This is a genomic window from Anaerobacillus sp. QJM3NY_17, from assembly GCF_056173665.1.
In genome coordinates this window covers 3,772,140-3,797,384 of sequence record NZ_CM149685.1, presented here as the reverse complement: position 1 = coordinate 3,797,384, position 25,245 = coordinate 3,772,140, and the positions used below count along the sequence as shown (strand labels likewise).

The 25,245-nt window shown below is 42.7% G+C and carries 21 protein-coding genes and 1 riboswitch; of the genes, 20 read left to right on the top strand and 1 reads right to left on the bottom strand.

Features of this window, described 5'->3' with window-relative positions:
- The first annotated feature begins 111 nt into the window (after positions 1-111).
- From AC0VYV_RS19525 to murQ (AC0VYV_RS19465), 13 genes are all read left to right on the top strand, one after another.
- Positions 112-1,788: a serine hydrolase domain-containing protein gene (locus tag AC0VYV_RS19525; RefSeq protein WP_475374132.1), complete on the top strand. Its 1,677-nt coding sequence runs from the start codon at positions 112-114 to the stop codon at positions 1,786-1,788.
- A 17-nt stretch (positions 1,789-1,805) separates the two neighbouring features.
- Entirely contained in the window at positions 1,806-3,905 is a 2,100-nt protein-coding gene (locus tag AC0VYV_RS19520) for a glycoside hydrolase family 3 protein (protein WP_475365939.1), read from the top strand.
- 60 nt (positions 3,906-3,965) lie between these two features.
- A complete protein-coding gene (locus AC0VYV_RS19515; protein ID WP_475365938.1) occupies positions 3,966-5,228 on the top strand; it encodes an exo-beta-N-acetylmuramidase NamZ family protein in 1,263 nt (420 codons plus the stop codon).
- A gap of 274 nt (positions 5,229-5,502) precedes the next feature.
- On the top strand, positions 5,503-6,903 hold the full coding sequence (locus tag AC0VYV_RS19510; protein ID WP_475365937.1) for a PTS transporter subunit EIIC: 1,401 nt from the start codon (positions 5,503-5,505) through the stop codon (positions 6,901-6,903).
- A 21-nt stretch (positions 6,904-6,924) separates the two neighbouring features.
- Positions 6,925-7,992 (top strand): DUF871 domain-containing protein, encoded by a 1,068-nt coding sequence (locus tag AC0VYV_RS19505; protein ID WP_475365936.1) that lies wholly within the window; start codon positions 6,925-6,927, stop codon positions 7,990-7,992.
- A 4-nt stretch (positions 7,993-7,996) separates the two neighbouring features.
- Positions 7,997-8,902: an N-acetylmuramic acid 6-phosphate etherase gene (gene murQ, locus AC0VYV_RS19500; RefSeq protein WP_475365935.1), complete on the top strand. Its 906-nt coding sequence runs from the start codon at positions 7,997-7,999 to the stop codon at positions 8,900-8,902.
- A 72-nt stretch (positions 8,903-8,974) separates the two neighbouring features.
- Positions 8,975-9,826: a MurR/RpiR family transcriptional regulator gene (locus AC0VYV_RS19495; protein ID WP_475365934.1), complete on the top strand. Its 852-nt coding sequence runs from the start codon at positions 8,975-8,977 to the stop codon at positions 9,824-9,826.
- Positions 9,819-10,838, top strand: a complete 1,020-nt coding sequence (locus AC0VYV_RS19490) for a serine hydrolase domain-containing protein (RefSeq protein ID WP_475365933.1) — start codon at positions 9,819-9,821, stop codon at positions 10,836-10,838. The genes AC0VYV_RS19495 and AC0VYV_RS19490 overlap by 8 nt, the downstream gene beginning before the upstream one ends.
- Positions 10,839-10,863: 25 nt before the next feature.
- Complete coding sequence (locus tag AC0VYV_RS19485; RefSeq protein ID WP_475367523.1) at positions 10,864-12,132, top strand: ABC transporter substrate-binding protein; 1,269 nt, start codon at positions 10,864-10,866, stop codon at positions 12,130-12,132.
- A 15-nt stretch (positions 12,133-12,147) separates the two neighbouring features.
- Positions 12,148-13,098, top strand: a complete 951-nt coding sequence (locus tag AC0VYV_RS19480; RefSeq protein ID WP_475365932.1) for a carbohydrate ABC transporter permease — start codon at positions 12,148-12,150, stop codon at positions 13,096-13,098.
- Positions 13,099-13,110: 12 nt separating this feature from the next.
- The gene (locus AC0VYV_RS19475) at positions 13,111-13,935 is read left to right on the top strand and encodes a carbohydrate ABC transporter permease (protein WP_226615406.1); all 825 of its coding nucleotides are present in this window, start codon (positions 13,111-13,113) and stop codon (positions 13,933-13,935) included.
- The gene (locus AC0VYV_RS19470; protein WP_475374131.1) at positions 13,922-14,890 is read left to right on the top strand and encodes an N-acetylglucosamine kinase; all 969 of its coding nucleotides are present in this window, start codon (positions 13,922-13,924) and stop codon (positions 14,888-14,890) included. The genes AC0VYV_RS19475 and AC0VYV_RS19470 overlap by 14 nt, the downstream gene beginning before the upstream one ends.
- 12 nt (positions 14,891-14,902) lie before the next feature.
- The gene (gene murQ / locus AC0VYV_RS19465; RefSeq protein WP_475368020.1) at positions 14,903-15,802 is read left to right on the top strand and encodes an N-acetylmuramic acid 6-phosphate etherase; all 900 of its coding nucleotides are present in this window, start codon (positions 14,903-14,905) and stop codon (positions 15,800-15,802) included.
- Between the two features lie 139 nt (positions 15,803-15,941).
- On the opposite strand, the gene AC0VYV_RS19460 is transcribed toward murQ (AC0VYV_RS19465), so the two are convergent.
- Positions 15,942-16,091 (bottom strand): BH0509 family protein, encoded by a 150-nt coding sequence (locus AC0VYV_RS19460; RefSeq protein ID WP_159785356.1) that lies wholly within the window; start codon positions 16,089-16,091, stop codon positions 15,942-15,944.
- A 393-nt stretch (positions 16,092-16,484) separates the two neighbouring features.
- Between AC0VYV_RS19460 and AC0VYV_RS19455 the strand changes: the two genes are divergently transcribed.
- The 7 genes from AC0VYV_RS19455 (at position 16,485) to AC0VYV_RS19425 (ending at position 25,198) form a co-directional block, all read left to right on the top strand.
- Positions 16,485-18,485 (top strand): alpha/beta hydrolase family protein, encoded by a 2,001-nt coding sequence (locus AC0VYV_RS19455; protein ID WP_475365928.1) that lies wholly within the window; start codon positions 16,485-16,487, stop codon positions 18,483-18,485.
- A 109-nt stretch (positions 18,486-18,594) separates the two neighbouring features.
- Positions 18,595-18,703, top strand: a riboswitch (SAM riboswitch).
- 169 nt (positions 18,704-18,872) lie between these two features.
- Positions 18,873-19,679: a MetQ/NlpA family ABC transporter substrate-binding protein gene (locus AC0VYV_RS19450; protein WP_475365927.1), complete on the top strand. Its 807-nt coding sequence runs from the start codon at positions 18,873-18,875 to the stop codon at positions 19,677-19,679.
- 21 nt (positions 19,680-19,700) lie between these two features.
- Entirely contained in the window at positions 19,701-20,735 is a 1,035-nt protein-coding gene (locus tag AC0VYV_RS19445; RefSeq protein WP_194218642.1) for a methionine ABC transporter ATP-binding protein, read from the top strand.
- Positions 20,725-21,399 (top strand): methionine ABC transporter permease, encoded by a 675-nt coding sequence (locus tag AC0VYV_RS19440; protein WP_194218643.1) that lies wholly within the window; start codon positions 20,725-20,727, stop codon positions 21,397-21,399. Before AC0VYV_RS19445 ends, AC0VYV_RS19440 begins: the two co-directional genes overlap by 11 nt.
- Positions 21,400-21,499: 100 nt before the next feature.
- Entirely contained in the window at positions 21,500-22,594 is a 1,095-nt protein-coding gene (locus AC0VYV_RS19435; protein WP_475368019.1) for an iron-containing alcohol dehydrogenase family protein, read from the top strand.
- A gap of 527 nt (positions 22,595-23,121) precedes the next feature.
- Positions 23,122-24,516: an L-cystine transporter gene (locus tag AC0VYV_RS19430; protein ID WP_475368018.1), complete on the top strand. Its 1,395-nt coding sequence runs from the start codon at positions 23,122-23,124 to the stop codon at positions 24,514-24,516.
- A gap of 181 nt (positions 24,517-24,697) precedes the next feature.
- On the top strand, positions 24,698-25,198 hold the full coding sequence (locus AC0VYV_RS19425; protein WP_475368017.1) for a DUF6843 domain-containing protein: 501 nt from the start codon (positions 24,698-24,700) through the stop codon (positions 25,196-25,198).
- Positions 25,199-25,245: the final 47 nt, after the last annotated feature.

Sequence of the window (25,245 nt, the reverse complement as noted above, 5' to 3'; positions counted from 1 at the left end):
CGACTATAAAGGAAGAGGTTACGATTTGAATAGAATATTCTGAATGTTATTTTGTTTCATTGAGGAGGTAGCTCGTTATTACTTGTATTCAATAACAATGGGGAGGGCACTATGAAAAGAAAAACGCTGTCACTGCTTTTGACCACCGCGCTTGGTACGTCACTTTTAGCTCCTGGATCTGGTTTGGCTGCACCTGGTCCAACGATTGAGAAAGCGGGTAAGATCAACATGAGTCAAAGTAAAAGTCATCCAACTTTTTCGTGGGACAATCCTGGACCGACATCGCCTGTGCTGCATCCTGGTTCAGTCAAAGGGGCCGGAATGCGAGAAGAACCACTTAATGAGATTGATGATTTGATTGAAGGCGCCATCGATGAACAGGTTATGCCTGGCGCGGTTGCGTTTGTAGCGAGAAGAGGACATATCGTAAAGGAAGAAGCTTACGGTTATGCTGCGCAATACACAGATGATGAGTTTACTGAAATGAACATCCCAATTCCGATGAGTAAGGAAACCATTTTTGATCTTGCCTCAATTAGCAAACTTTTCACAACAACGGCGGCAATGACGCTCTATGAAGATGGGGAATTTAAGTTGGATGATCCGGTAGCGAAGTATATTCCGGAATTTGCAGCCAACGGAAAGGAAAGCGTTACCATCGAACAACTGATGACACATACATCGGGATTCAAACCATGGATTCCACTCTATACGATCGAAGGCGATCGAGAAGATCGCCTGGAGTATGTTTTTAACTATCCACTTCAATCAGAGCCGGGGAGTGAGTATACATACAGCGATCTTAACATGATTACACTCGGTGCTCTCATTGAACGATTGTCTGGGATACGTCTAGATGAATATGTAAAAAAAGAAATCACCAATCCGCTTGATATGAAGGATACGATGTACAATCCTCCTGCTGAATTAAAGGAACGAATTGCGGCTACGGAATACCAGCCATGGACGAACAGAGGGCTTGTCTGGGGGGAAGTTCATGATGAGAGTGCCTGGTCATTGGACGGAGTCGCTGGTCATGCAGGTGTTTTCTCGACAGCATCCGATCTCGCTAAATTTGCTCATATGTTTCTGATGGAAGGACGCTATGGTGGGACACGCATTCTTCAACCGGAGACGGTGAAACTTTTAACAGAAAATCGGATTCCAGAGTTTCCAGGTGACGATCATGGCCTCGGTTGGGAGCTTCAACAAGGTTGGTTCATGGATGCTCTATCTGAAAGCACAACGCTCGGTCATACAGGTTATACAGGGACGTCAATCGTTGTCAGTCCAACGAATCAGACAATTGCGATCTTATTAACGAATCGGGTTCATCCGACGCGTGAAACCGTATCTACTTCTCCAACGAGACGGAAGTTTGCAAGAAAGGTAGCCGATGCGATTCCAGTTGCGATGAACAAGAAAGCTGATCCCTGGTTTGCCGGCTATGGAGATAACGAATCGAAGTATCTGACTGCTAAAGTTAACGTGCACAAAGAATCTATTATTACTTTTGATACGTGGTACCAAATTGAGGAAGGCTACGACATGGGAACAGTAGAGGTTTCAGAGAATGGGAATGAATGGACCGAAGCGCTTCAGCTAACAGGAAGCAGTAAGAAATGGGAGGCGAGAGAAGTCGCTCTTCCTGCAAACACAAAGTACGTTCGCTTCACATATAAGACAGATGGCTCTACAAACAAACGTGGTTGGTATGTTGATGATTTGAAGGTGAATGGCTCAACAGTCACGCTGACGAGTGATGAATGGATGAAGCGATCATATTAAAAACCAGGAGGGATAGCATGCGAACGAGACAGAAACGGATGATTGTCACTTTTCTTGCATTGTTAATGATCTTTTCCCAGGCAGTTATGTTACCGGGGAAAGCTTCCGCAAAAAAAGCAGGTTCACCCGAGTTGATTTTAATGGAAAATGTTCCTGAAGTGAGTTCAGAATTTGATGGGAAAAGCATTGCATTGCATGCGCTTCACATTTACGATGATGGTCACTTTATGAAAACAGATCAAAATCTGAAGTGGAAGTCATCCAATAAAAAGGTGGCAAAAGTAGATCGTGAAGGGAACGTAACGCTGACAGGTAAGCGTGGCCGGACGTTCATTACGGTTTCAGATGGTAAGAACAAAGATCGGATTGCCCTTGATTATAAAGTGGATAAATCAAATAAAAAATCATCCGCTCCGTCTTTGATTAAACAGAAAGGGCAGCAATACGACATTATCGAAAATGCGATTGACGGTATGACGATGGAAGAAAAAGTCGGTCAAATGCTGATGCCGGACTATCGAAATTGGAACGGTGAAAATGTAACAGAGATGCTTCCGGAAATTGAAGCGCAAATTGAAGAATATCATCTTGGAGGCGTGATTTTATTCAGAGAAAACGTGGTTACAACCGAGCAAACGACAAAGCTTGTTGCTGATTATCAGGAAGCATCCGAGAAGTACGGTCTGCTTATGACAATTGATCAGGAGGGAGGCATTGTAACGCGTCTTCAGTCGGGCACAGATATGCCAGGGAACATGGCGCTCGGTGCTACGCGTTCTAAAGATCTGACGAAGGAAGTTGGACATGCGATTGGGGAGGAGCTTGCCTCCCTCGGTATTAACATGAACTTCGCACCTGATATGGACGTGAACAACAATCCCGATAATCCTGTTATTGGTGTTCGCTCATTTGGAGAAGATCCAGAGCTTGTTGCGGACCTTGGTATTGCGTATACAAAAGGTCTTCAGGAAACTGGCGTTGCAGCAACGGCTAAGCACTTTCCAGGACACGGAGACACAGCAGTTGATTCACATCTAGGACTTCCAGAAGTGCCTTATGATAAAGAACGTCTCATGGAAGTCGAACTCTATCCATTTCAGAAGGCAATGGAAGCTGGGATTGACGCGATTATGACAGCGCACGTGACGTTCCCTAAAATCGATGATACGAAAGTGATTTCCAAAAAAGATGGTACAGAAATTTCTCTTCCGGCCACACTCTCGCACAAAGTTTTAACAGAATTAATGCGTGATGAGATGGGGTATGAAGGCGTCATTACAACGGATGCGATGAACATGGGTGCTATCCAGGATCACTTCGGATCTGTTGACGCAGCGATTCGCGCAGTGAAAGCGGGTACCGATATCGTCTTGATGCCAGTTGGACTTCAAGAAGTGGCAGAAGGATTATATGGAGCAGTTGAATCAGGTGACATATCTGAAGAACGGATCGAAGCATCAGTGAAACGAATCCTAACATTAAAAGTAAATCGCGGAATCATCAAGTCGGAGAACCCGAGTGACGTAAATGAACAAATTCAAGATGCGCTCGAGACAGTAGGGTCAGACGAGCATAAAGCCGTTGAGAAAGAAGCGGCGGATAAATCCATTACGCTTGTAAAGAATGACAATGTCCTTCCTCTTGACGGGAACAGTGATGATCACGTTGTCGTTATCGGACGAAGTTTTGTTGAATCACTCGGTAACTCAGTAAAAGCAGCGCATGACAATACGACGGTTATTGAAGTAAATGCAAGCTACACACTAACAGATGAACAGCGTGAAACTCTTGCGTCCGCTGATCAAATTATCATTGGCACGTATACGTACAGTGTGAGTACGCGTTCGCCTGAGCATCCACAGATGATGATGGTCGATACGATTATGAGTGAAACGGATGCGGATGTGATTGCGATTGGAATCAGAAATCCATATGACATTATGGCTTATCCGAACGTTGACAGTTATATTGCTCAGTATGGTTTTAGAACAGCTAGCTTTGAAGCAACAGCAGCTACCATTTTTGGTGAAAATGCCCCGTCAGGTAAGCTACCAATAACGATCCCGGGGGAAACGGGCGGCGTGCTTTATAACTTTGGTCATGGATTAACGTACTAAAATTGTGATCGGGAAGACTTGTTCTTCCCGATTCTTAAAAAATGGGGAGGCGTTTTAAACATGAAAAAGTGGCTTGTGATGGTGTTAACTACGATGCTTGTCTTATCATCATTATCTGTGGCATTCGCTGATAACAATGGGAAAGGACACGGTCATGATAAGCGTAAGAAGTTTAAGCTTGGTGTGGAAGTTCTACTCGAAGATCAAAAAGAGCTTATCGAAGGAAAAAGCGTTGGCCTGATTACAAATCCTACAGGGGTAGATCAGGAGCTTAATAGCATTGTTGACTTGCTTCACAATGATTCCGATGTTGATTTAAAGGCACTTTATGGACCGGAACATGGCGTTCGTGGAAGCGCACAGGCAGGAGAATATGTCGAGTATTATACGGATGAGGAAACAGGGTTACCCGTTTACAGTCTCTATGGATCTACTAAAAAGCCGACGCCAGAAATGCTAGAAGGCATTGATGTTCTTCTTTTCGACATTCAGGATGTAGGCACGCGTTTCTATACGTACATTTATACGATGGCCTATGCTATGGAAGCTGCCAGCGAGAATGACATTGAATTTATCGTGCTTGATCGTCCTAACCCTCTAGGTGGGGAAGCGGTGGAAGGTCCCGTTCTTGATGATGAATACTCTTCGTTCGTTGGAAAATATGAAATTCCACTTCGTCATGGCATGACAGTAGGTGAGCTTGCTTCACTTTTCAATGAAGAATTTGAAATCGGTGCTGATTTAACAGTCGTCGAAATGGATAAGTGGAAGAGGGATATGTATTACGATGATACGCCACTTGAATGGGTATTGCCCTCGCCTAATATGCCAACGCTCGATACAGCACTCGCTTATCCTGGAGCTGCCTTGATCGAAGGAACAAACGTATCCGAAGGTCGAGGCACCACAAAGCCATTTGAATTAATTGGTGCACCATTTATTAACGCAACAGAACTTGCCAGTGAACTGAACGAATTGAAACTTCCAGGCGTTGATTTTAGGGCAGCTTCCTTTACTCCTTCGTTTTCGAAGCATGCGGGAGAGTTAACACATGGCGTTCAAATTCATGTGACTGATAAAGAAGCGTTCAAGCCAGTCAAAACAGGATTAAGCCTCGTGAAAACCATTCACGATCTCTATCCTGAAGACTTTGAGTTTCGCGCAGAAAATAGCGCAGGCGTCTCATTCTTTGACCTTCTCGTTGGAAACGGATGGATTCGAGAAGGCATTGAAAATGGAGACAGCGTGAAAAAGATGGAGAAGCAGTGGGAAGATGATTTAAAAGATTTTAAAGAAGTAAGAGAAGACTATTTACTATACTAGATAGATTGATAAGCACTCGCATAGCGTCGAGTGCTTTTTTTATTTTATGTAATAAAACTTCACAAAAACACTTACATTATTAAATAAAACTTGTTAAACTGAAATTATTAGAAAATTCAATTCGATGAACAGATATAAAGGAGGGCGGATCACGAACGAAATAAACAGGATTGATTAGGGCACATTTGTAGACAGTTACTACATAGCCAGAGGCTCCATCAATATGAGGAAACGGAATACATCACGAAATCATAAGAAGAAATGGGGAAGGCTTGTGAGAAAAGAAGAACGCTTAGCAGGGGAGATTCTACCACATTTAGGTGGACCATCGAACATTAACTCGTTAACAAGTTGTATGACAAGACTCAGGGTAACACCGATTGATGAAACAAAAGTAGATCTTAATCGATTGAAAGAAATTGACGGCGTGCTTGGCGTTGTGGAAGCCGAAACAATCCAAATTATTTTAGGTCCTGGCATTGTGACAAAGGTAGCTGAAGAAGTTTCAAAGCTGAGTGGTGTTGATGCGGAGGATTTGGAAGATGATGAGAACATTTTTGAAGGACTCGCAGATCAAACAAAATCAGATCTTAAGCAAAAGAATGCAACGCCATTTAAGTTATTTTTACGAAAAATAGCTAGTATATTCATTCCACTTATTCCAGCTATTGTTGCGTCAGGATTAATTGCTGGAATAACGAATATTGTGATTCGATCAGGTGTTGATCCGGAAACGTCACTTGTTTCTATTCTAAATTTTATTGGTTGGGGCTTGTTTAGCTACCTTGGTATTTTCGTTGGGATAAACGCAGCCAAGGAATTTGGTGGAACCCCTGCACTCGGCGGTATCGCTGGTATTTTAATCATTAACCCAGCACTTGCTGATATTACGCTTTTTGGTGAACAGCTTGTACCTGGTCGAGGCGGCTTAGTAGGCGTCATGCTTGCAGCGTTTTTCATGGCATGGACCGAGCGCCGCGTGCGTCGTTTTGTTCCATCGTCTCTTGATATTATCGTGACGCCAACGATCTCTGTTTTGATTACGGGATTTGCGACATTAATTGTCCTACAGCCAATTGGTGGATTTGTATCAGACCTTATCACAAAAGGGCTACTAGGATTGATTGACGCAGGAGGTATTTTCTCCGGATTGATTCTAGCAGGAACGTTCCTTCCTCTAGTTGTTACAGGGCTTCATCAAGGGCTTACGCCTGTTCACATGGAATTAATCAACACGATTGGTGATGATCCATTGCTTCCGATCCTTGCCATGGGAGGCGCTGGTCAAGTAGGGGCAGCCTTCGCGATATATTTCAAAACGAAAAATAAGAAACTAAGAAAAGTGATCAAAGCTGGCTTGCCAGTCGGCATTTTAGGGATCGGAGAACCACTGATTTTCGGTGTGACGCTACCACTTGGTCGTCCATTTATTACAGCATGTCTTGGCGCAGCTATTGGAGGCGCGTTTGCCGCATTCTTTAAAGTGGCGACAATTGCGATCGGAGTATCTGGCTTACCGCTGATCTTCCTCGTGAATTCGAATCAAATTTTATATTATATTATTTCTCTCGTTGTTGCTTATTTCTTTGGTTTTGTCTTCACGTATCTCTTCGGGTTTAAAGAAGAAATGACCGTTGCGATTGATAAAGGGGCTTCAACGAACACAGCTGCATAAGAAAATGGAGGGTCAGATGTCATGCTTGGAATATCTGTTTATCTTGGAAGTGATGGAGGAGATGTTGAGCAACGCTTAGAAAGAGCTAAATCAATTGGATTCGATGCTATCTTTACATCCCTCCATATTCCTGAGGATGATCATTCGCTCTATCAAACTCGTTTGAAAGAGCTTGGTCAATTAGCAAGGAAATTTGAGGTGGAGCTTGTTGCAGATATTTCGCCAGAATCCATTACCCATTTAAATATTCAACATTATGAAGAGTTATTGGACTGGGGAGTGAATGGCGTTCGTCCGGACTATGGTTATACTGATGATCTAATTGTTTCTTTATCTCAGTTGATGAAAGTGGGCTTAAATGCAAGTACTGTTTCTAGAGAGGAAATTGAGACGTGGCTTGAATTGGGTGCAAACGTTTCGAACCTAGAGGCGTGGCATAACTACTACCCAAGACCAGAAACTGGATTAGACGTTGATTTTTTTTCAGAACGAAATCGCTTATTTAGAGAATATGGCATTCAAACAATGGCATTTATTCCAGGCGATCAAAACCTTCGAGGACCGATTTACTCTGGCCTTCCAACACTTGAGAAACATCGTTCTATGTCTCCTCATATGGCCTGTGCTGAGCTACTTTATCATTATCAAGTTGATAAAGTTCTGATAGGAGATATTTCAGTCAGTGATAACCAATTAGAAAAGCTTTCACTCCTTGCAAAAGGAGTGATTCCGCTTGAGGTTTCGAAAGTGGATGATCAGTTTGAAAGTTTTCATGTGAAGGGAAAACATAAGAACCGTCCCGATCCAGCGCGGGATGTGATCCGTTCAGTAGAGTCGAGACAATTACAACATCGTCCTGTACCAATACCTTCATTAAAAAGAAAACGCGGCGCCATCACGATTGATAATATGAACTATGGCCGCTATGCTGGTGAAATTCAACTTGTAAAGCACGATCTTCCGGAGGACGATCGTGTGAATGTTATTGGAAATGTGATTAGAGAAGATTTGCCTCTATTAAATTACATTGGGGCATCTCAACCATTTGAATTACTTTTGAAAACTGATGCTACTCATGAAAGGAATTAAGACAATGAATTTAAATAACATCCAGACCGAGCGTAGAAATCAAAACACACTGAACATTGATCAAATGACAACATATGAAGTTCTTAACATCATAAACGAGGAAGATCATGTTATACCAGACGCTATTAAAGAAACCCTACCAGTTATTGAACGTCTTGTTGATCGAATTGTAGATGGCTTTCAACATAATGGTCGCTTAATTTATGTTGGGGCAGGGACGAGTGGGAGACTTGGCGTTCTTGATGCCTCTGAATGCCCTCCAACGTTCGGAACGCCGTCAGATCAGGTGATTGGTGTGATCGCGGGTGGCGATAAAGCTCTTCAATATGCGCTTGAAGGTGCTGAGGATGATGAAGAGCAGGCTGTCTTAGACATGAAAGAGCTGTCGCTTACGAAGGAAGACGTGATCGTAGGGATTGCAGCTAGTGGACGCACACCTTATACGGTAGCTGCAATGGCTTATGCCAAAGAAATTGGTGCAACGGTTGGGGCGATTACGTGTAGTGAAAATACAAAGATGGAAGAAGTCGCTCACCACAGCATCGTTGCGAATGTCGGCCCAGAAGTTGTCACGGGATCGACGCGGATGAAAGCGGGGACGGCCCAGAAGCTTGTATTAAATATGCTAACGACTGCTTCGATGATTAAAATTGGAAAAGTTTATAGCAATTTGATGGTTGATGTTGTACCAACAAATAGTAAACTTGTTCAGCGTGGTAAGAACATTGTTGCAGAAATTTCAGGTGTATCTGCTGAGGAGGCGGAGAAAGCTCTTGAAGAATACGGATCAACGAAAGGAGCGATTCTTTCGTTACTAACAGGATTAAAAGGAGAAATCGTTCATTCGACATTAGAAAGGTATGATGGGCATTTGCGAAAAGCGATTGAATCTGCTTTTGTGACAAGCTAAGGTAAGAATCGCTAAATAAGATATGCTAAAATGAAATGATTGAAAATCTATTCAGGTAAAGGTGGGCTAGGAATGAACGGAGGCCTGATCAGTATTCAGGAATCAATCACTTCATTAAAACCTTCAGAACGAAAAGTAGCGGAATACATCATTCATTATCCGGAAGAAGTAATCAACCTTTCCATTCAGAAACTCTCGAAACGAACAGAAGTGAGTGAAGCGACAATTATCCGCCTTGCTCGAACGCTGAACTACAAAGGGTTTCAAGAATTGAAGCTTCGAATCGCGGGTGATCTTGCAACGAAGCAGACGAGCAAATCTTATCAAGAAATATCGATTGATGGGACGGTGGATTCGTTTATTGAAAATGTATCAAACAATAATATTCAATCGATTAATGATACAATTTCTGTTCTATCAAAAGAGGAAGTAGAGAAAGCAATCACTGTTTTAAGTCGTGCGAGGAAAATTGCGCTGTATGGTATTGGAGCATCAGGATTAATTGCCCAGGATTTCAAACAAAAACTTTCTCGTATTAATCGCTGGTGTGAAGCTGCAGTCGATTATGATACACAAGGGACGATTAGCGCAAACCTCGGAGAAGCTGACGTCGTTTTCGGCATTTCTTATTCTGGCCAAACAAGAGACATTATTGAATCTCTGAAAATCGCAAAAGACAATGGTGCCATTGTGATTACCTTAACCAAATACGGTACAAATCCAGTTTCTGACCTCGCTGATATTAAGCTTTTCACAAGCTCTCTTGAAAAGAGCATTCGAAGTGGTGCGATGAGCTCACGTATTTCTCAACTGAACGTCATTGATATTTTGTATGTTGGCATGACCAGTCGAAACTACGATGAGAGCGTTGCTGCACTTGAGCGAACGCGAAAAGCAGTTGAGGTTGTGAAGAAGCATGTATGACTTTGATACTTACTTAAAAATATTAATTGACGAAAAGGAGCTCCCTGGTGCTGTTCTTCATGTTCAACATAAAGGGAGCACTGTTTTTCATCAAGCTTACGGTCGTTTTCAAGACAGGATACAACAATCTCACACCATGAATATCACAACGCTTTTTGATATAGCCTCCCTAACAAAAGTGGTGGCAACCCTTCCTTCTATCTTATGGCTGATCGACAACACGTCAGTTGAATTAAATCACACCATTCAAACCTACATCCCAGAATTGAACCATTCAGATATCACGATTCACCAAGCACTTACACATACAACAGGCTTACCTGCAGACATTGATCCGCCTGTTCAACGAGTCGATAATCGGTTGATTTTGCAAGAAGTTGTCAACGCAGATCTTATCCATCAACCAGGGAGCGTTGTGCAGTATAGTGATCTAGGCATGATTTTACTTGGAGAAGTAATAGAGCGAGTGAGCGGCGTGGATTTACCTACCTTCACGAATACTAAACTCTTCAAGCCATGGGGGTTAACGAAAACGATGTTCAATCCTCCGCAACACCGAGAAATCGCTTCAACAGAATGGCATAACGATCATTACGTTCAGGGGGAGGTGCATGACGAGAAAGCGCTCCACCTCGGCGGAGCAAGCGGAAGTGCAGGTGTATTTTCTACAGCTCAAGATGTCGGAAAATTCGGTCGATATTTTCTGTATCCAGAAACGCAGCAGGTGCTGTCACCAGAGACGATTAGGAATGCTAGAAAGCATGTGATACAAAATCGTGGGCTTGGCTTTGAGGTTTGGAACGGAGAAGGAAAGGCATTATCATGTGGAAGGGGGTGGTCAGAAGGAAGCTTCGGCCACACGGGGTTTACTGGTACTAGTTTATGGATTGATCCTAAAGAAGAGCTGATCGTCACTTTTTTAACGAATATCGTGCATTACGGAAGAAACCACAACATGAGACAGATTAGACCTCATCTTCATTCTTTGATTCATGACTCTTTTACTAATTAAATGAGGGGGAAATATTATGGATAAAATGAAAGCGTTTACTTTTTCTGGTTTTCTAGCGTTGATTCTTGTTCTATCTGCGTGTAGCTCAGAAAGTGGTGGGAATTCGGGAGACTCTGAAGCAAGTGAAGATAGCGTTACGATAACGATCGGAAGCTGGAGAACAGAAGACAAAGCAAGCTATCAAAAAATGATTGATGCTTTTAATGAAGAAAATCCGGATATTAACGTGGAATTCAAACCTTCAAAGAATACGGAGTATAACACGATCTTAAATACGGCCCTTCAAAGTGGGGAAGGTCCTGATATCATTCACCTTCGCCCTTATACACCGGGCATCGAGCTTGCGGATGCTGGATACCTTGAGCCGCTAGATGATCTGGAAGGACTAGATCAATATCCAGAGGAAACCCTTGCTGCTTCGAAAGGATCGGATGATAAGCAGTACGGTGTGCCGCTAAATATGAGCACGACGCAAATGTTCTACAACAAGAAAATGTTTGAAGAAATGGGTCTTGAAGAACCGCAAACGTGGGAAGAGTTCATGACGCTAAATGAAAAAATAAAGAAGGAAGGTACTACACCGATCGCTCTTGGAACAAAGGAAGGGTGGCTCTTATCATTATCGCACGGAATTATTGGTCCAGCTCACTATGGTGGTAATGAATTTGTTGATCAAATTACAGCTGGTGAGACGGATTTTACAAGTGATGAATTTCAGAGTTCGATTGACGCGATGGATGAACTGAAAGAATACTTCCCAGAAAATTACGAAGGTCTTGGAATGGAAGATATTCGTACGATGTTCTTTACAGGTGATGCAGCGATGTTCCCACTTGGAAGCTGGGAAATTGAAGTGCTACGTGAAATGAATCCTGATCTTGAACTTGGCTTCTTCCCAATGCCGTCTGCTGTAGGAAAAGAACCTACGATTACAACTTGGGTAGATGGATCTTATGCAATCAATGCAAGCTCGGAGCATAAAGATGCCGCGAAGAAATTTCTTCAGTTTATGACAACAGAAGAGTTTGGCACGATGTTCACAGAAGAATTTAAAATGATCAGCGCAATCCCTGGTATTGAGTCGGAAGATGAACTTGTCAATGCGCTTGGAAAAGCAGCAGAAGAACAGTCAACACCGTACATGATGCTCGTTCAGTTCGCTGGTGGAAATCCTTCCACAAAAGCGACGATCGAAACAGAGCTTCAGGGGATGTATCTTGGCGAACGTACACCAGAGGAAGTAGCAAAGACTATTCAAGAAAGCGCACAGTCCTGGTATGAGCCACTACAGTAATAAGGGGCGGACAATATGAAACTAGCTACAAATTCAATCGTGAAAATCAAAAAAGAAAGGAACTGGAAAAGGTGGACCATTCACCTTTTCCCGATTCCTGCCCTGATTATATATGGACTTTTCATTGTTTATCCTTTGTTTGCAGCCTTAACCTACAGCTTTTTTGATTGGAAAGGAATTGTACGTGGGGAGTTCGTGGGGCTGAAAAATTTTAAAGATCTGTTTACGCTGGAGCCTTTTTCGGGACTGTTTTGGGGCGCATTTGGCCATAACATTCTTTATTTTGTACTACAGATGATTTTCCAGAACGGCCTTGCTTTTGTACTTGCCTATATTATTTATAAAAAAGTGAAGGGATCGGAATTTCTTAAAATTGCTTATTTCCTGCCGCGACTTCTATCCGTCATCGTTGTCGGTTTTCTCTGGAAGCTGATTCTAAATCCTAACTACGGTGCACTGAATGTGATTCTTGAAAAGCTCGGTTTGGAACAGCTTCAAAAAGCGTGGCTTGGTGATCCAGATACAGCTTTGATTTCTATTATTCTCGTTAACTGCTGGTATGGTATTGGGTTCGGTGTCCTTATTTTTCTTGCAGGTCTTCAGTCGATCCCGAAAGAACTGTTCGAAGCAGGCAAGCTTGATGGCGCAGATGGTTTGTCGATGATACGTAAAATCGTGCTTCCGTTAATGGTTCCTTCGTTCATGATTATGACAGTCCTCACATTTATTCAGTCATTTGAAGCGTTTGAACTCGTCTACGCGATGCAGGGATCGCAGGGAGAACCTTACCATTCTACTGATACGCTTGCGATTTACTTTTATCGTCTCGCATTCGGAGGTTCTGCAGGAGGATCGACAACGGCAGTCGGATTAGGATCAGCACTTGCGGTGGTGCTCTTTCTCTTTATCTCATTCTTTACCGCACTCTATTTACGCTATATGCAGAAAAAACAAGTGGACATGTAAGGAGGCGATACTATGAACCATACGATTTGGACGAGACCGTTTTACTATGTATTTGCTTTTCTCATCGCATCCATTAGCATCTATCCAATTCTATTAATGATCCTCTCTTCCTTTAAAACAAGCGCAGAGATTTTCACAAGTCCACTCTCATTCCCGAAGACGTTCACGCTTGATACGTATCGGAATTTACTAGAGATTATACCGTTTACAACGTATTTCATGAATAGCGTGTTTGTGAGCGTCGTTTCTGTTCTATTAATTTTGATTACCTCGTCACTTGCCGCCTTCTATATCGCACGCTTCACTTTTGTATGGAATAACATCATCTTCTTTTTCTTTCTGATGGGAATGATGCTTCCGATCAAACTAGGCATTGTACCGCTGTTTATTTTAATGAAAGATCTTAATCTACTAAACTCGCTCTGGTCACTGATCTTTATGTATGTTGCCACGGGAATACCACTGTCGATTTTGATTTTGACTGGATTCTTTCGAACGATGCCTCGTGAACTAGAAGAAGCTGCACGTATTGATGGAGCTGGAAACCTTCGTATTTTATGGAGTGTTGTGCTACCACTGATGAGACCGGCGCTTGGAACCGTGATGATCATCCAATTTATCCAAGCCTGGAACGATTTTTTCTTCCCACTTATTTTTATTACCGATGACATGAAAAAGACAATCCCAGTTGGCATGCTTTCCTTATTTGGCGAATACTCTGCAGATTGGGGAGCCCTTTTTGCCGGTCTGACCCTTGCGTCACTTCCGATGATTGTCCTCTTCTTCATCGCATCAAAACAATTTATGGAAGGACTTACTCAAGGTGCAATCAAATAAGCGATTCTACATTGGCATAGACGGCGGAGGAACGAAAACTCTAGGATTATTGTGCAATCAAAACGGAGTGATTTTAGCTAAAAGTACGGCTGGTTCGACTAATCTAAAATCTCGCGCAGAACAAGAGGTGCGATCTGCCATTCATCATTTGATCACGGAATTAACGTCGGGATTAAAAGATGGAAAGCTTGCAGGAATCTTTGTTTCAACGGCGGGTGGTGATCGAGAAGAGGATCAGAAGCGCTGGGAAAGATGGCTGAGAGAGAGGCTTCCGAGTTTTGAAGGGATTCTCAAAGTTAAGAACGATGCTTACGGTGCACTTGCAAGCGGTACATTTTCGATGGAAGGGACCGTTCTCATTGCTGGTACTGGTTCGATTTCCTATTCGATCGATGCAAATGGTTCCCGTCGTGTGGGAGGCTGGGGCTATTTGTTTGGTGATGAAGGAAGCGGCTACGATATTGGGCGGAAGGCGCTCCGGACAGTTGCGATGATGCATGATGGAAGAATGATGTTGGACGAAGCTTTTTGTAGTAACATCCTTTCCTTCTTACAGGTAAACGGTGCGCCTGAAATAATTACGGCGATTTATGAGGATTCCTATGCGCGTATGAAAATCGCTTCTGTTGCTGAGAACGTCATCGAGCTTGCTGAGCGACAAAATCAAACGGCGTTGAAGATCGTTCAGAGAGCTTGTGAAAGTTTGAGTGAATTAGTTCGTGCTATCGAGATTAGGGGCAATCAACTTGTGATTTGCGGAGGGCTAATGCAATCCTCCTTCTTTCGAAATGGGTTTCTTGAAGAATTGAAAACAAGAGGGGTAAGCGATGTGTATTACCCTAACTTATCTCCAGCTGTAGGGGCATGCATTTGTGCACTGCTTTGTTGTGGCGTACCGATCGTAGACGAACGAAAAGTAAATCTGATGTCGTCTCATCACGTAATGGACGGCTAAACTAGGGGAGAGATGACGTTGACAGATGTGAATGAGATGAAGACAGAAATGCGAAATGCTAAATCGGAAAATCTGCACCAATTTTCAACGCTTCAAATAATCGAACTGATGAACGAAGAGGATGGGAGCGTAGCCGGAATTGTAAAAACTGCCCTTCCCGAGATTGAGAAAGTGGTTGGTCAAGCTATTGCTGTGATGAAAAAAGGCGGAAAGCTCTTTTATTTTGGAGCTGGTACGAGCGGGCGTCTCGGCGTGTTAGATGCTTCTGAGTGCCCGCCGACATTTGGTGTTGCGGCTGACCTAGTGAATGGGGTAATTGCTGGAGGAGACCGAGCGCTCAGGTATCCAATCGAGGGGGCCGAAGATAGTCGGGAAACGGGGGGAGAGGATATAAGGAAGCATGTAAGTGCACACGATTTGGTTATCGGTATTGCTTCAAGCGGAAGAACCCCTTATGTGCTTGGCGCTATCGAAGAAGCGAATAAAATGGGTGTAGTGACAGCAGGGATTTCGTGTAATACAGGCGCATCGCTTTCAAAAATGGTTACATATCCGATTGAATTACCAGTAGGTCCCGAAGTGGTGACAGGTTCAACTCGACTAAAAGCAGGAACAGCACAGAAGATGGTATTAAATATGATTACGACAGCATCGATGATCAAGCTTGGGAAGGTCTATCGTAATTTAATGGTGAACGTTCAAGCATCGAATGAAAAGCTACGGAAGCGAACAGTTTCGATTATTCAGGAGTTAACGAGAGTGAGTGAAGCAGAAGCTGAACGCTACAGTGAACAGGCAGGAGGTGATGCGCGGGTAGCGGTGCTGATGATTTTGCGGAGAGTTGATGCGGATCGAGCGAGGCAACTGCTTGAGGAGAAGGATGGGGATTTTGTGGCTGCGATGGAGGGGTGAAGATAGGTAAGGGGTCAGGTGCGTTACCGGTGACGTACCTGACCCCTATTAAATACATCTGTTTTCTCAACAAAGACACATCGCATTCTTTCTATTAAAACAGCCCCTGCGGAGTTACCGCAGGGGCTGTAAATATTTATTACATCATTAAGTCCGCTGGTGAGTCATCAAAGTAGAGCCAGTGAAAATATTCTACTTCCGCATCAGACATTCTCAGAACTTCTTCTCTGTTCATTGTCGTTTTGTCGCACAAAAGATCAATAAATTGGTTTCGTGCTTGCTGGCTCATTGTAAATCCTCCCTGTATTTTAAGCGGCAATTCCTGTTTGGTAACCGCTTTCAATTTGTTAATTTTATTATACATCTCACAATGAGATGATTCAAATACCAAAATGAGATATATTGCAGGGAACCGATGTGAAATTGCTATGAAAGTGAGCGGAAGTTCGGGGAATAAGAGTAATAAAGAGAATGTATGTTCTTGTTTTTTGGATTTGGCTTGAAAAAAATGTGTATTTTGGTTGTTTCCTCCTTTTAAACAAACTGGATGAAGTGATCTTTATTCTAGAAGAGATGGTTAGAATCAAAATTAGAGATGGATTTAGAAGGAGATTTGTTCCCTCTGCAGGAGTTTTTTCCTATTCAATGGAAGTAGAGAAGATGTAGAAAGGGAGTGTGGATGATGGAAATAGAAATTGGAAGTGCCAAGAAACAAAAGAAATTGGAAGAAAGCCTTTATGATTTTACTTTTGTTGGTGATCCCCAACTTTCACCGGATGGGAGCTACGTTGTTTATGTAAAGAAAGTAATAAATGAGAACAAAGAATATACTTCAAATTTAGTCATAGTAAATCGCGATACTGAAATTGAGCATGATTGGACATATGCTTCTGGGGAGAAAAAAGATCACTCTCCGCGCTGGTCGCCTGATGGGAAGACGATTGCTTTCGTTTCGAATCGATCAGGAGAAAATCAAATATGGCTTATCTCAACTGATGGTGGCGAAGCGCGACAACTATCTGATTTTAAAAGTGGTGTTTCCGCTCCTGTTTGGAAACCCGATGGTTCTTCGCTACTTGTTTTAAGTAAGGATACAAAAGAGAAAGAAGAAGGACGTAAGCCTCTCGTTGTGACTGACTTACGCTATAAAGCAGACAGCAGTGGTTTGCTTGACAATCACCATATGCAAGTTGTCTTGATCGAGGTAACCTCAGGTGAAAAGAGAATAGAATGGCTAACAGATGCACCATTTAATCATTCTAGCCCTAACTGGTCACCGGATGGACAATCCATTGTATATGTGAGAGATCGATATGAAGAACAGGGGTCCTACATGCGAGCCGACATCTTTATTCAGGGTCTGAATGAAGGATCAGAGCCTGATCAGTTAAATCGTGAGGGTGGGAGCTTTAGCACACCGAACTGGTCACCAGATGGGAAGAAGCTCTCATTCATTGGGCATAACTTTGAGCATGAAGGAGCTACGTTGAATAAAATCTGGACTGTTGACATAGCGAAGAAAGAGTTTACTTGTTTAACAGAGGAGGTTGATTTAGAGTGTTCGGATGTATTGATTTCAGATATGCACTGGGGAGGCGCTTCTCCTGGTGCGATGTGGAGCCAAAATGGAGATGGACTCTATTTCCTTGCTAGTAAAGAAGGAAACACTGGTGTTTATTTCGTCGGAGAAGATTGCACGGTTCGACAAATAGCGGGTGGTGACAGGCACCATTATGCATTTCACTACTTGCCAGGCGCGAATGAAGCGGCTGTTGCAATTAGCGATCCACTTAACATTGGCGATATTTATACGCTTTCGTTTCATGGAGATCGGGTAAATGAACTGTGTTTGTCTCAATCAAATGCTGACGTTCTCGAATGCCTGGATCTCTCGACACCAGAAATGTTTACATACGCTGGGAAAGACGGTTTGGAGATTCAGGGCTGGCTCATGAAGCCAAAGGATTTTAAGGAAGATCAGGAACATCCCCTTATTCTTGAAATTCACGGTGGACCACATATGATGTATGGTAATTCATTTATGCACGAATTTCAGCTTCTTGCAGCAAAAGGATATGTTGTCCTTTATACGAATCCACGTGGTAGTCAGGGATATGGACAAGAGTTTGTGAATGGTTGCCGAGGAGATTATGGTGGGGGTGATTATGAGGATTTGATGGCGGGTGTTGATGCCGCTTTGAACAAGTATTCCTTTATTGATGAAGCTCAACTTTTCGTGACGGGAGGAAGCTACGGTGGCTTTATGACGAACTGGATTGTTGGGAAAACCGATCGATTCAAAGCAGCGGTTACCCAGCGCTCCATTTCGAATTGGCAGAGTTTCTATGGCGTTAGTGACATCGGATACTTTTTCACAAAGTGGGAAGTTGGAAGTGATTTAGATGAAAACCCTGCTAAGCTATGGCATCATTCACCGCTTAAGTATGTGGACCAAATCGAAACCCCACTTTTAATTCTTCATAGCGAAAATGATTACAGGTGCCCTATAGAGCAAGGAGAACAGTTATATGTGGCTTTAAAGCATCGTGGGAAGGAAACGATGTTTGTAAGATTCCCAGATTCTGATCATAATTTATCAAGAAGCGGTCATCCAGAACTACGAGTGGAACGACTTAAGCATCTAGGAAACTGGTTCGACAATTACCTAGAAGGAAGACAATAAGAAATCTTTCGACAAATAGCGGGCGGTGACAGGCACTTTTTGAGATCTTCCCTTGACGCCCTTCGAGAAAGATACTATACTATTGAAAATAGTTAAATAATATTGAAAACTCTTATCAAGAGTGGCAGAGGGACTGGCCCTGTGACGCCCAGCAACCATCTCAGTTCGTGAGAAAGGTGCTAATTCCAGCAGACGAGCAATCGTTTGAAAGATGAGAGAGAGTTCAGCGCTGCTGATAATGATGAAATGATACAACTCTCTCTGTACTTTACAGAGGGAGTTTTTTTATTGGGAGGGGATTTTAGCAGATCGAAGCACTTTTGCGCTTTTATATTTTAGCGCTAAAACGCTTTACATTACTATATGAACTTTAAAGGAGATTGAGAAATGAAGAAATCATTGTATTTATTAGGTGCACTTATTTTAGTCTTTTTGGCAGGTTGTTCTGGAAATGAGGCTTCTGGAGATTCAGAAGATGGCCCACTGAAGGTAGGGGTAACGGCTGGTCCGCATGAAGATGTGATGAACAAGGTGAAGGAAATCGCAGCGGAAGACGGGTTTGAAATTGAAGTGATTGCGTTTAATGATTATGTGATGCCAAATACAGCCCTTGATGAAGGGGAATTGGATGCGAACGTATTTCAGCATGAACCTTATTTGAATGATTATGTAAAAGAAAGAGGACTCGAGCTTTCCAAGGTAGCAACTACGATTACTTTCCCAATGGGAATTTATTCTGACAAATATAAGAGTCTTGATGAATTGCAAGAAGGCGACAAAGTTGGCTTGCCTAACCATTCAACAGGTGAACCTAGAGCGCTAATGTTGTTTGAGCAAGCTGGCATTATTGAGTTGAAAGATGGCGTTGGTGTTAAAGCAACGATCAAAGATATTGAGAAGAACCCTTATAATCTCGAATTTGTTCCATTAGAAGCTTCACAAATTCCAAGACAGCTTGGTGAGCTTGCGATTGCAGCAATTAATACGAACTTTGCAATGGAAAGTGGACGCGTACCGAAAGAAGATTCTCTTGAAATGGAACCCGAAGATTCCCCGTGGGTGAACGTGATTGCAACACAAACAGAGAACAAAGATGATGAACGTATTCAAAAGCTAGTGAACTATTATCAATCAGATGAAGTGAAGCAATTTATCCAGGACGAATTTAACGGTTCTGTTGTTGCATCCTGGTAATTCGAAAGAGGAGTGAGCACGATGATTCGATTAGAAAATATAACGAAAACGTATAAAAGCGGTGAGACGATTACGAAGGCGGTTGATGATGTTTCCATAGAAGTTGAGAAAGGAAGCATCTATGGCGTCATCGGTTATAGTGGTGCTGGAAAGAGCACGCTTGTCCGAATGGTGAATCTTCTGGAGCGACCGACAGATGGAAAGGTATTTATCAATGACATTGAGCTCACTTCTTTGTCTACTGGAAAGCTTCAAAAAACAAGACAGCGCATCGGGATGATTTTTCAGTCTTTTAATTTATTGAAAACAGGCACTGTGTATCAAAACATTGCCATTCCGCTGAAGCTTACGGGTCTTCGTAAAAAAGAGATTGAAGCGCGAGTTGATAAATATTTAGGTATCGTTGGGTTATCGGATAAGCGGGATGCTTATCCTTCCCAGCTATCAGGTGGTCAGAAGCAGCGTGTGGCGATTGCCCGTGCGCTTGCTCATGAACCTGAAGTGCTACTGTGCGATGAGGCAACGAGTGCCCTTGACCCAGATACGACAGAATCAATCCTATCTTTATTGGAACAAATCAATCGTGATTTTGGAATCACGATTTTACTCATTACGCATGAAATGCACGTTGTCCAGAAAATATGTCATGAAGTGGCTGTGATGGAGAACGGGAAGGTGATTGAACAGGGGCGAGTGATCGATATCTTTAGTAAGCCTGCTACAACGACGGCCAAACGATTTGTTCAGTCGTTATTCCAGGATGAGCTTCCAGAGTCGCTTGTGTCTCGATTGAAAGAGCGTGGTCAGATCGTGAATCTTTCATTTATTGGGGAGAAATCAGGTAGTCCCGCTCTTGCGCTTGTTAGTAAGAAGTTCGACGTGTATCCGTCCATTTTAGCAGGGAACATTACACAACTGAAGGATCAGCCTTTTGGTAGGCTAGTCGTTCATTTAGATGGGGAAGCGGAAGAGACGGCTCGGGCCGTTGCGTTTTTAGAGGAAAGTGGCGTCGTAGTAGAAGGCTATGTTCAGGAGGTGGAAGCTCATGTCAGCTAAGGTATCGGAGTTTATTGATCTTTGGGGTGCAGACATTTGGAACGCGATTATTGAAACATTTCAAATGGTTGGGATCTCACTACTGATTTCAGTGTTGATTGGGCTCCCGCTTGGTGTGCTACTTGTTTTAACTAGACCTGAAAAAGCATTAGAAAATAAAGTTCTTTTCCGCATATTAAATGCGGCTATAAACGTGATCAGGTCGATTCCATTTATCATTTTACTGTTTTTCATTTTACCTTTTACAAAAATGATTGCAGGTACAACAATTGGAGTAAAAGGTGTGATTGTGCCGCTCGTTGTCTTTACGGCGCCGTATATCGCAAGGTTGATGGAGTCCGCTCTTCTTGAGGTCGATCGTGGAGTAGTAGAAGCCTATGAAGCAATGGGGGTAAAAACCAGACACATTATCTGGCATGTTCTTGTAAGGGAGTCTCGTTCATCGATCGTTCTTGGATTAACGATTGCGACAATTGGACTGATTGGGGCAACGGCAATGGCTGGGCTCGTTGGAGCAGGTGGGCTTGGTGATCTCGCTTATCGATACGGTCATTTGCGATATGAAGTCGATGTGATGTACGTTACGGTATTTCTCCTTATTGTCCTTGTTCAGGGACTCCAATCGTTTGGGAATGTTCTCTCCGCTCGTTTGAAGAAGGATTAAGTTAAAAGAAAATCTTTTTATTTCATTGTCATTAGCAGGTGTGTCTTCAATAAATGAACTTCATGATCAGTTTGTTCATCAGATTTAGGAGGAAGAAAAGATGGAATCAATTCAGGTAAGAGCAACGCCAGGACATTATGAATGTCGATCAGGTATCCTTCAAGAATTACCACGATTGCTTAAGGATGGGCAGTTTCAAAAAGTGTTTGTGATTTCTGGACATCAATCTTGGGGAGCAGCTCAGGGTTATTTTCCAGATCTATCTGCCTTTCATGTAGCTTATTCTACGTACAGTGGTGAATGTTCAGAAACGGAAATTAAAAGACAGTCTGAATTAGCCAATATTCACGGTGCCGATTTGATACTCGGTGTAGGTGGTGGAAAGGTTCTGGATGTAGCGAAAGCGGTTGGTAATGAAGTAAACAAAGATGTGGCTCTTGTGCCAACGCTCGCGTCTACTTGTGCCGCAACGACGCCACTTAGTGTGAAGTATTCAGACGAGGGAGAGTTTATTGAGTATACTATTTTTCCAAGAAGTACATATCTTGTTCTTGTAGAGCCTGAAATTCTTGTGCAGTCACCAATCGCTTATTTGAAAGCAGGTATTGGTGATACGCTGGCCAAATGGTATGAAGCGAGAGCACTCATTGAGGAACTGCCTTCAACGCCAATTCCCATAAAACTAGCGTATGAAGTAGCAAGAAGCTGCCGTGATGTCCTTGTAGCAGACGGAGAAAAAGCGGTTAGGGATCAACAGAATGGTCGTTTGAGTGATGCGTTTATCCGGGTGATTGAAACAAATCTTTTATCAGGAGGAATGGTAGGAGGTCTTGGCGATCGCTATGGTCGGATTGCAGCGGCACACTCCATTCATAACGGTTTAACACACTTATCTGAAGCTCATTCGTTTCTTCACGGTGAGAAAGTAGCTTATGGCATACTTGTGCAACTTGTACTAGAAGGTGAGTGGGAAGAGGTGAGAGGTTTATTTGCCTATTATAAAGAAATAGGTTTGCCCCTCTCGTTAGAGTCAATTGGCATTGAACCAACAAATGTGGAGAGCATAGGTCAAGTTATCGCAGAATACGCTACGAGAGATGGGGAGTCCATTCATTTCCCTTCAGGTCATGTGACGAAAAATGATGTAGTGGAAGCAATTCTTGGATTAGAAGCATTACAAGTTACGTTAAGTTGATTAGGCATATCTAGTGAGAAAAAAAGTCCCCTGGAAGTTACTGTTCAACTTCTAGGGGGCTAAATATGATAGATGGATTTTGCGAGTAGATCAAGATGGCGATTGCGATGTTCCTTCCATTGACATTGTTGATCAGCACCTGGTTGAAAATAGTTCTTGATGAGTAATAAGATCATTGAAATGTTCCCCTCCGATTCAACGAATGTGTTGGTTAGCGCCTATTAATAATTTCCTGTTCAAGAACGTAAATGTTCTCCATGTCCAGCACCTCCTTGTTTCTCTCTTTCCTTGTTAATTACAGTCTACGCCGTATGCTTATCAAATAAACCAGTCACCAGTTCGGTTTTCAACTCATACTTAAGATGGAGATTTCCTAAGCCTTTTCCTCCATTCGACAAATAGCGGGGAGTGACAGGCACCAGCGCTTGACAGTGCCACAAATTGGTAGTATTTTAGATTAATGCCGACTAAACTTATATGGATTATAAAGTTTTGGTTTTATAGAGAAAATAAAAGGGGGAAATAGCGTGGATACATTTTTAGTCATTGTGAATATTGCCATTTTACTTGTTCTTATTGGTGTTTTAATTAAGATGCAACAGAAACATGTGTCTTTTAGTAAGCGTGTGTTTGCTGGTTTAGGATTTGGGGTTGTGTTAGGTGTTTACTTGCAAGCTGTCTTCGGAGCTAGCTCAGAGATTGTGAGTCAAACATCAGATTGGTATAGCATTGTAGGGAGCGGATATGTACGCCTTCTAATGATGATTGTTATACCCCTTGTCATGGTTTCGATCATTCAATCGATTACGAACCTTGAGAAGACTTCAGAGCTTGGCAAAATGTCAGGCTGGATTATTGGAATTCTTGTATCAACCGCAATGGTTGCAGCGATTGTTGGTGTAGGTAGCTCGCTCGTCTTTGATTTAAATGCAGAGCAAATTGAAGCAGGGCAAGCGGAACAGGATCGTGGAAGCTATCTAGAAGAAACGCTTGGTAGTGTGAAAGATATGAGTACGCCAGATAAAATTCTTGCGTTTATCCCTGCAAATCCGTTTGAAGATATGACAGGAGCTCGCCCGACCTCAACGATTGCCGTTGTTATATTCTCAGCTATTGTTGGAATCGCGGCACTAGGTGTACGTCGTAAAAATCCAGAGCAAGCAGCCATCTTTACGAAAGGTGTGAATGCTGTCTATGCGATCGTTATGAGAATCGTCACACTAGTTCTTCGGTTAACTCCATTCGGGATTATGGGCTTGATGGCAACTACCGTCGCTCAAACGAACGTAGGCGGTATTCTCGAACTCGGGAAATTCGTTCTTGCATCCTATTTAGCACTGCTTGTGATGTTTATCATTCATTTGATTTTGGTTGCGACAGGTGGATTAAATCCACTAACATATTTGAAGAAGGTATTACCTGTTCTTACGTTTGCCTTCACTTCTCGTTCAAGTGCAGGGACAATTCCTTTGAATATTTCCACTCAGAAAAATAGCCTTGGTGTTGATGAAGGAACAGCGAACATGTCTGCATCCTTTGGTGCAACGATTGGCCAAAATGGTTGCGCGGGAATTTATCCAGCGATGCTCGCAGTTATGATTGCGCCAACGGTAGGTATTGATCCGCTCAGTCCTGGCTTTTTAATCCAACTTGTCTTAATCGTTGGCATTAGTTCGTTTGGTGTGGCTGGAGTGGGAGGCGGAGCGACATTTGCTGCGTTAATCGTTCTTTCTTCTATGAACCTACCCGTTTACTTAGCCGGTCTTCTCATTTCTGTTGAGCCACTCATTGATATGGGGCGGACGGCGTTAAATGTGAATGGTGCGATGACCTCAGGTACACTCACATCACGAATTCTTGGCAAGTTGAACCACGATAAGTTCAATGATTCAAATGCTGTTGAAAAAGATATTGCCGTTTAACTAACGGATGAAGCCCGCTTTCCATAGAAGGCGGGCTTTTTTTTATGAGAAGAATAACTCGATTGACATAGTGCATCGTCATAACCCGGTCAGTTTGTTGTTAGGAATTTTTCCATGTGAAGGAAGTGCAACCACCACCGTCGAAAAAGATAAAGGTACAAACGGTCAGGGGGAGAAGCGTATGTATGGGATCAGATTACTCATCGTGGTTTTGATAATGTTGATGGCCGCTTCATGTTCGTCTAAGGCTACAACCGTTCATCATGAAAAAACAGATACCGTTCATTTAGTTCCTGAGGGGTTTGAGGGGAAATTGATCGTGATTTACAACGTGGAAGGCGCTCCGAAATTAAAACAAGAAAAAGGATTTACAGTTATTCCCTATAGCGAAGACGGTACGTATTTAACTTCAACGGAAGATATGAAATACGGGGCAGTAACGGATGAATTTTATTACGTGGATCAAAAAGACAAACGTACTGAAATTGATACAAGCTGTACGTATTTGTTCCCAAATAGCGGAATCACTATAGAAGATCGCCGCCTCCTTTATAATGCTTTTTATTTAACAGAGTCACACTGTAGTGAAGATTTTCATGGTAAAGGTCCTGAAAATGAAGGGAATCGAAACATTCTCGCTAGCGTAGAGGAGAAGTTAAAGAAAGAGGGGATTTTAGAGTAAGGTTCTTTAAATTGAGACATATCGAGGATTCAAGCTTTTCACAAGAA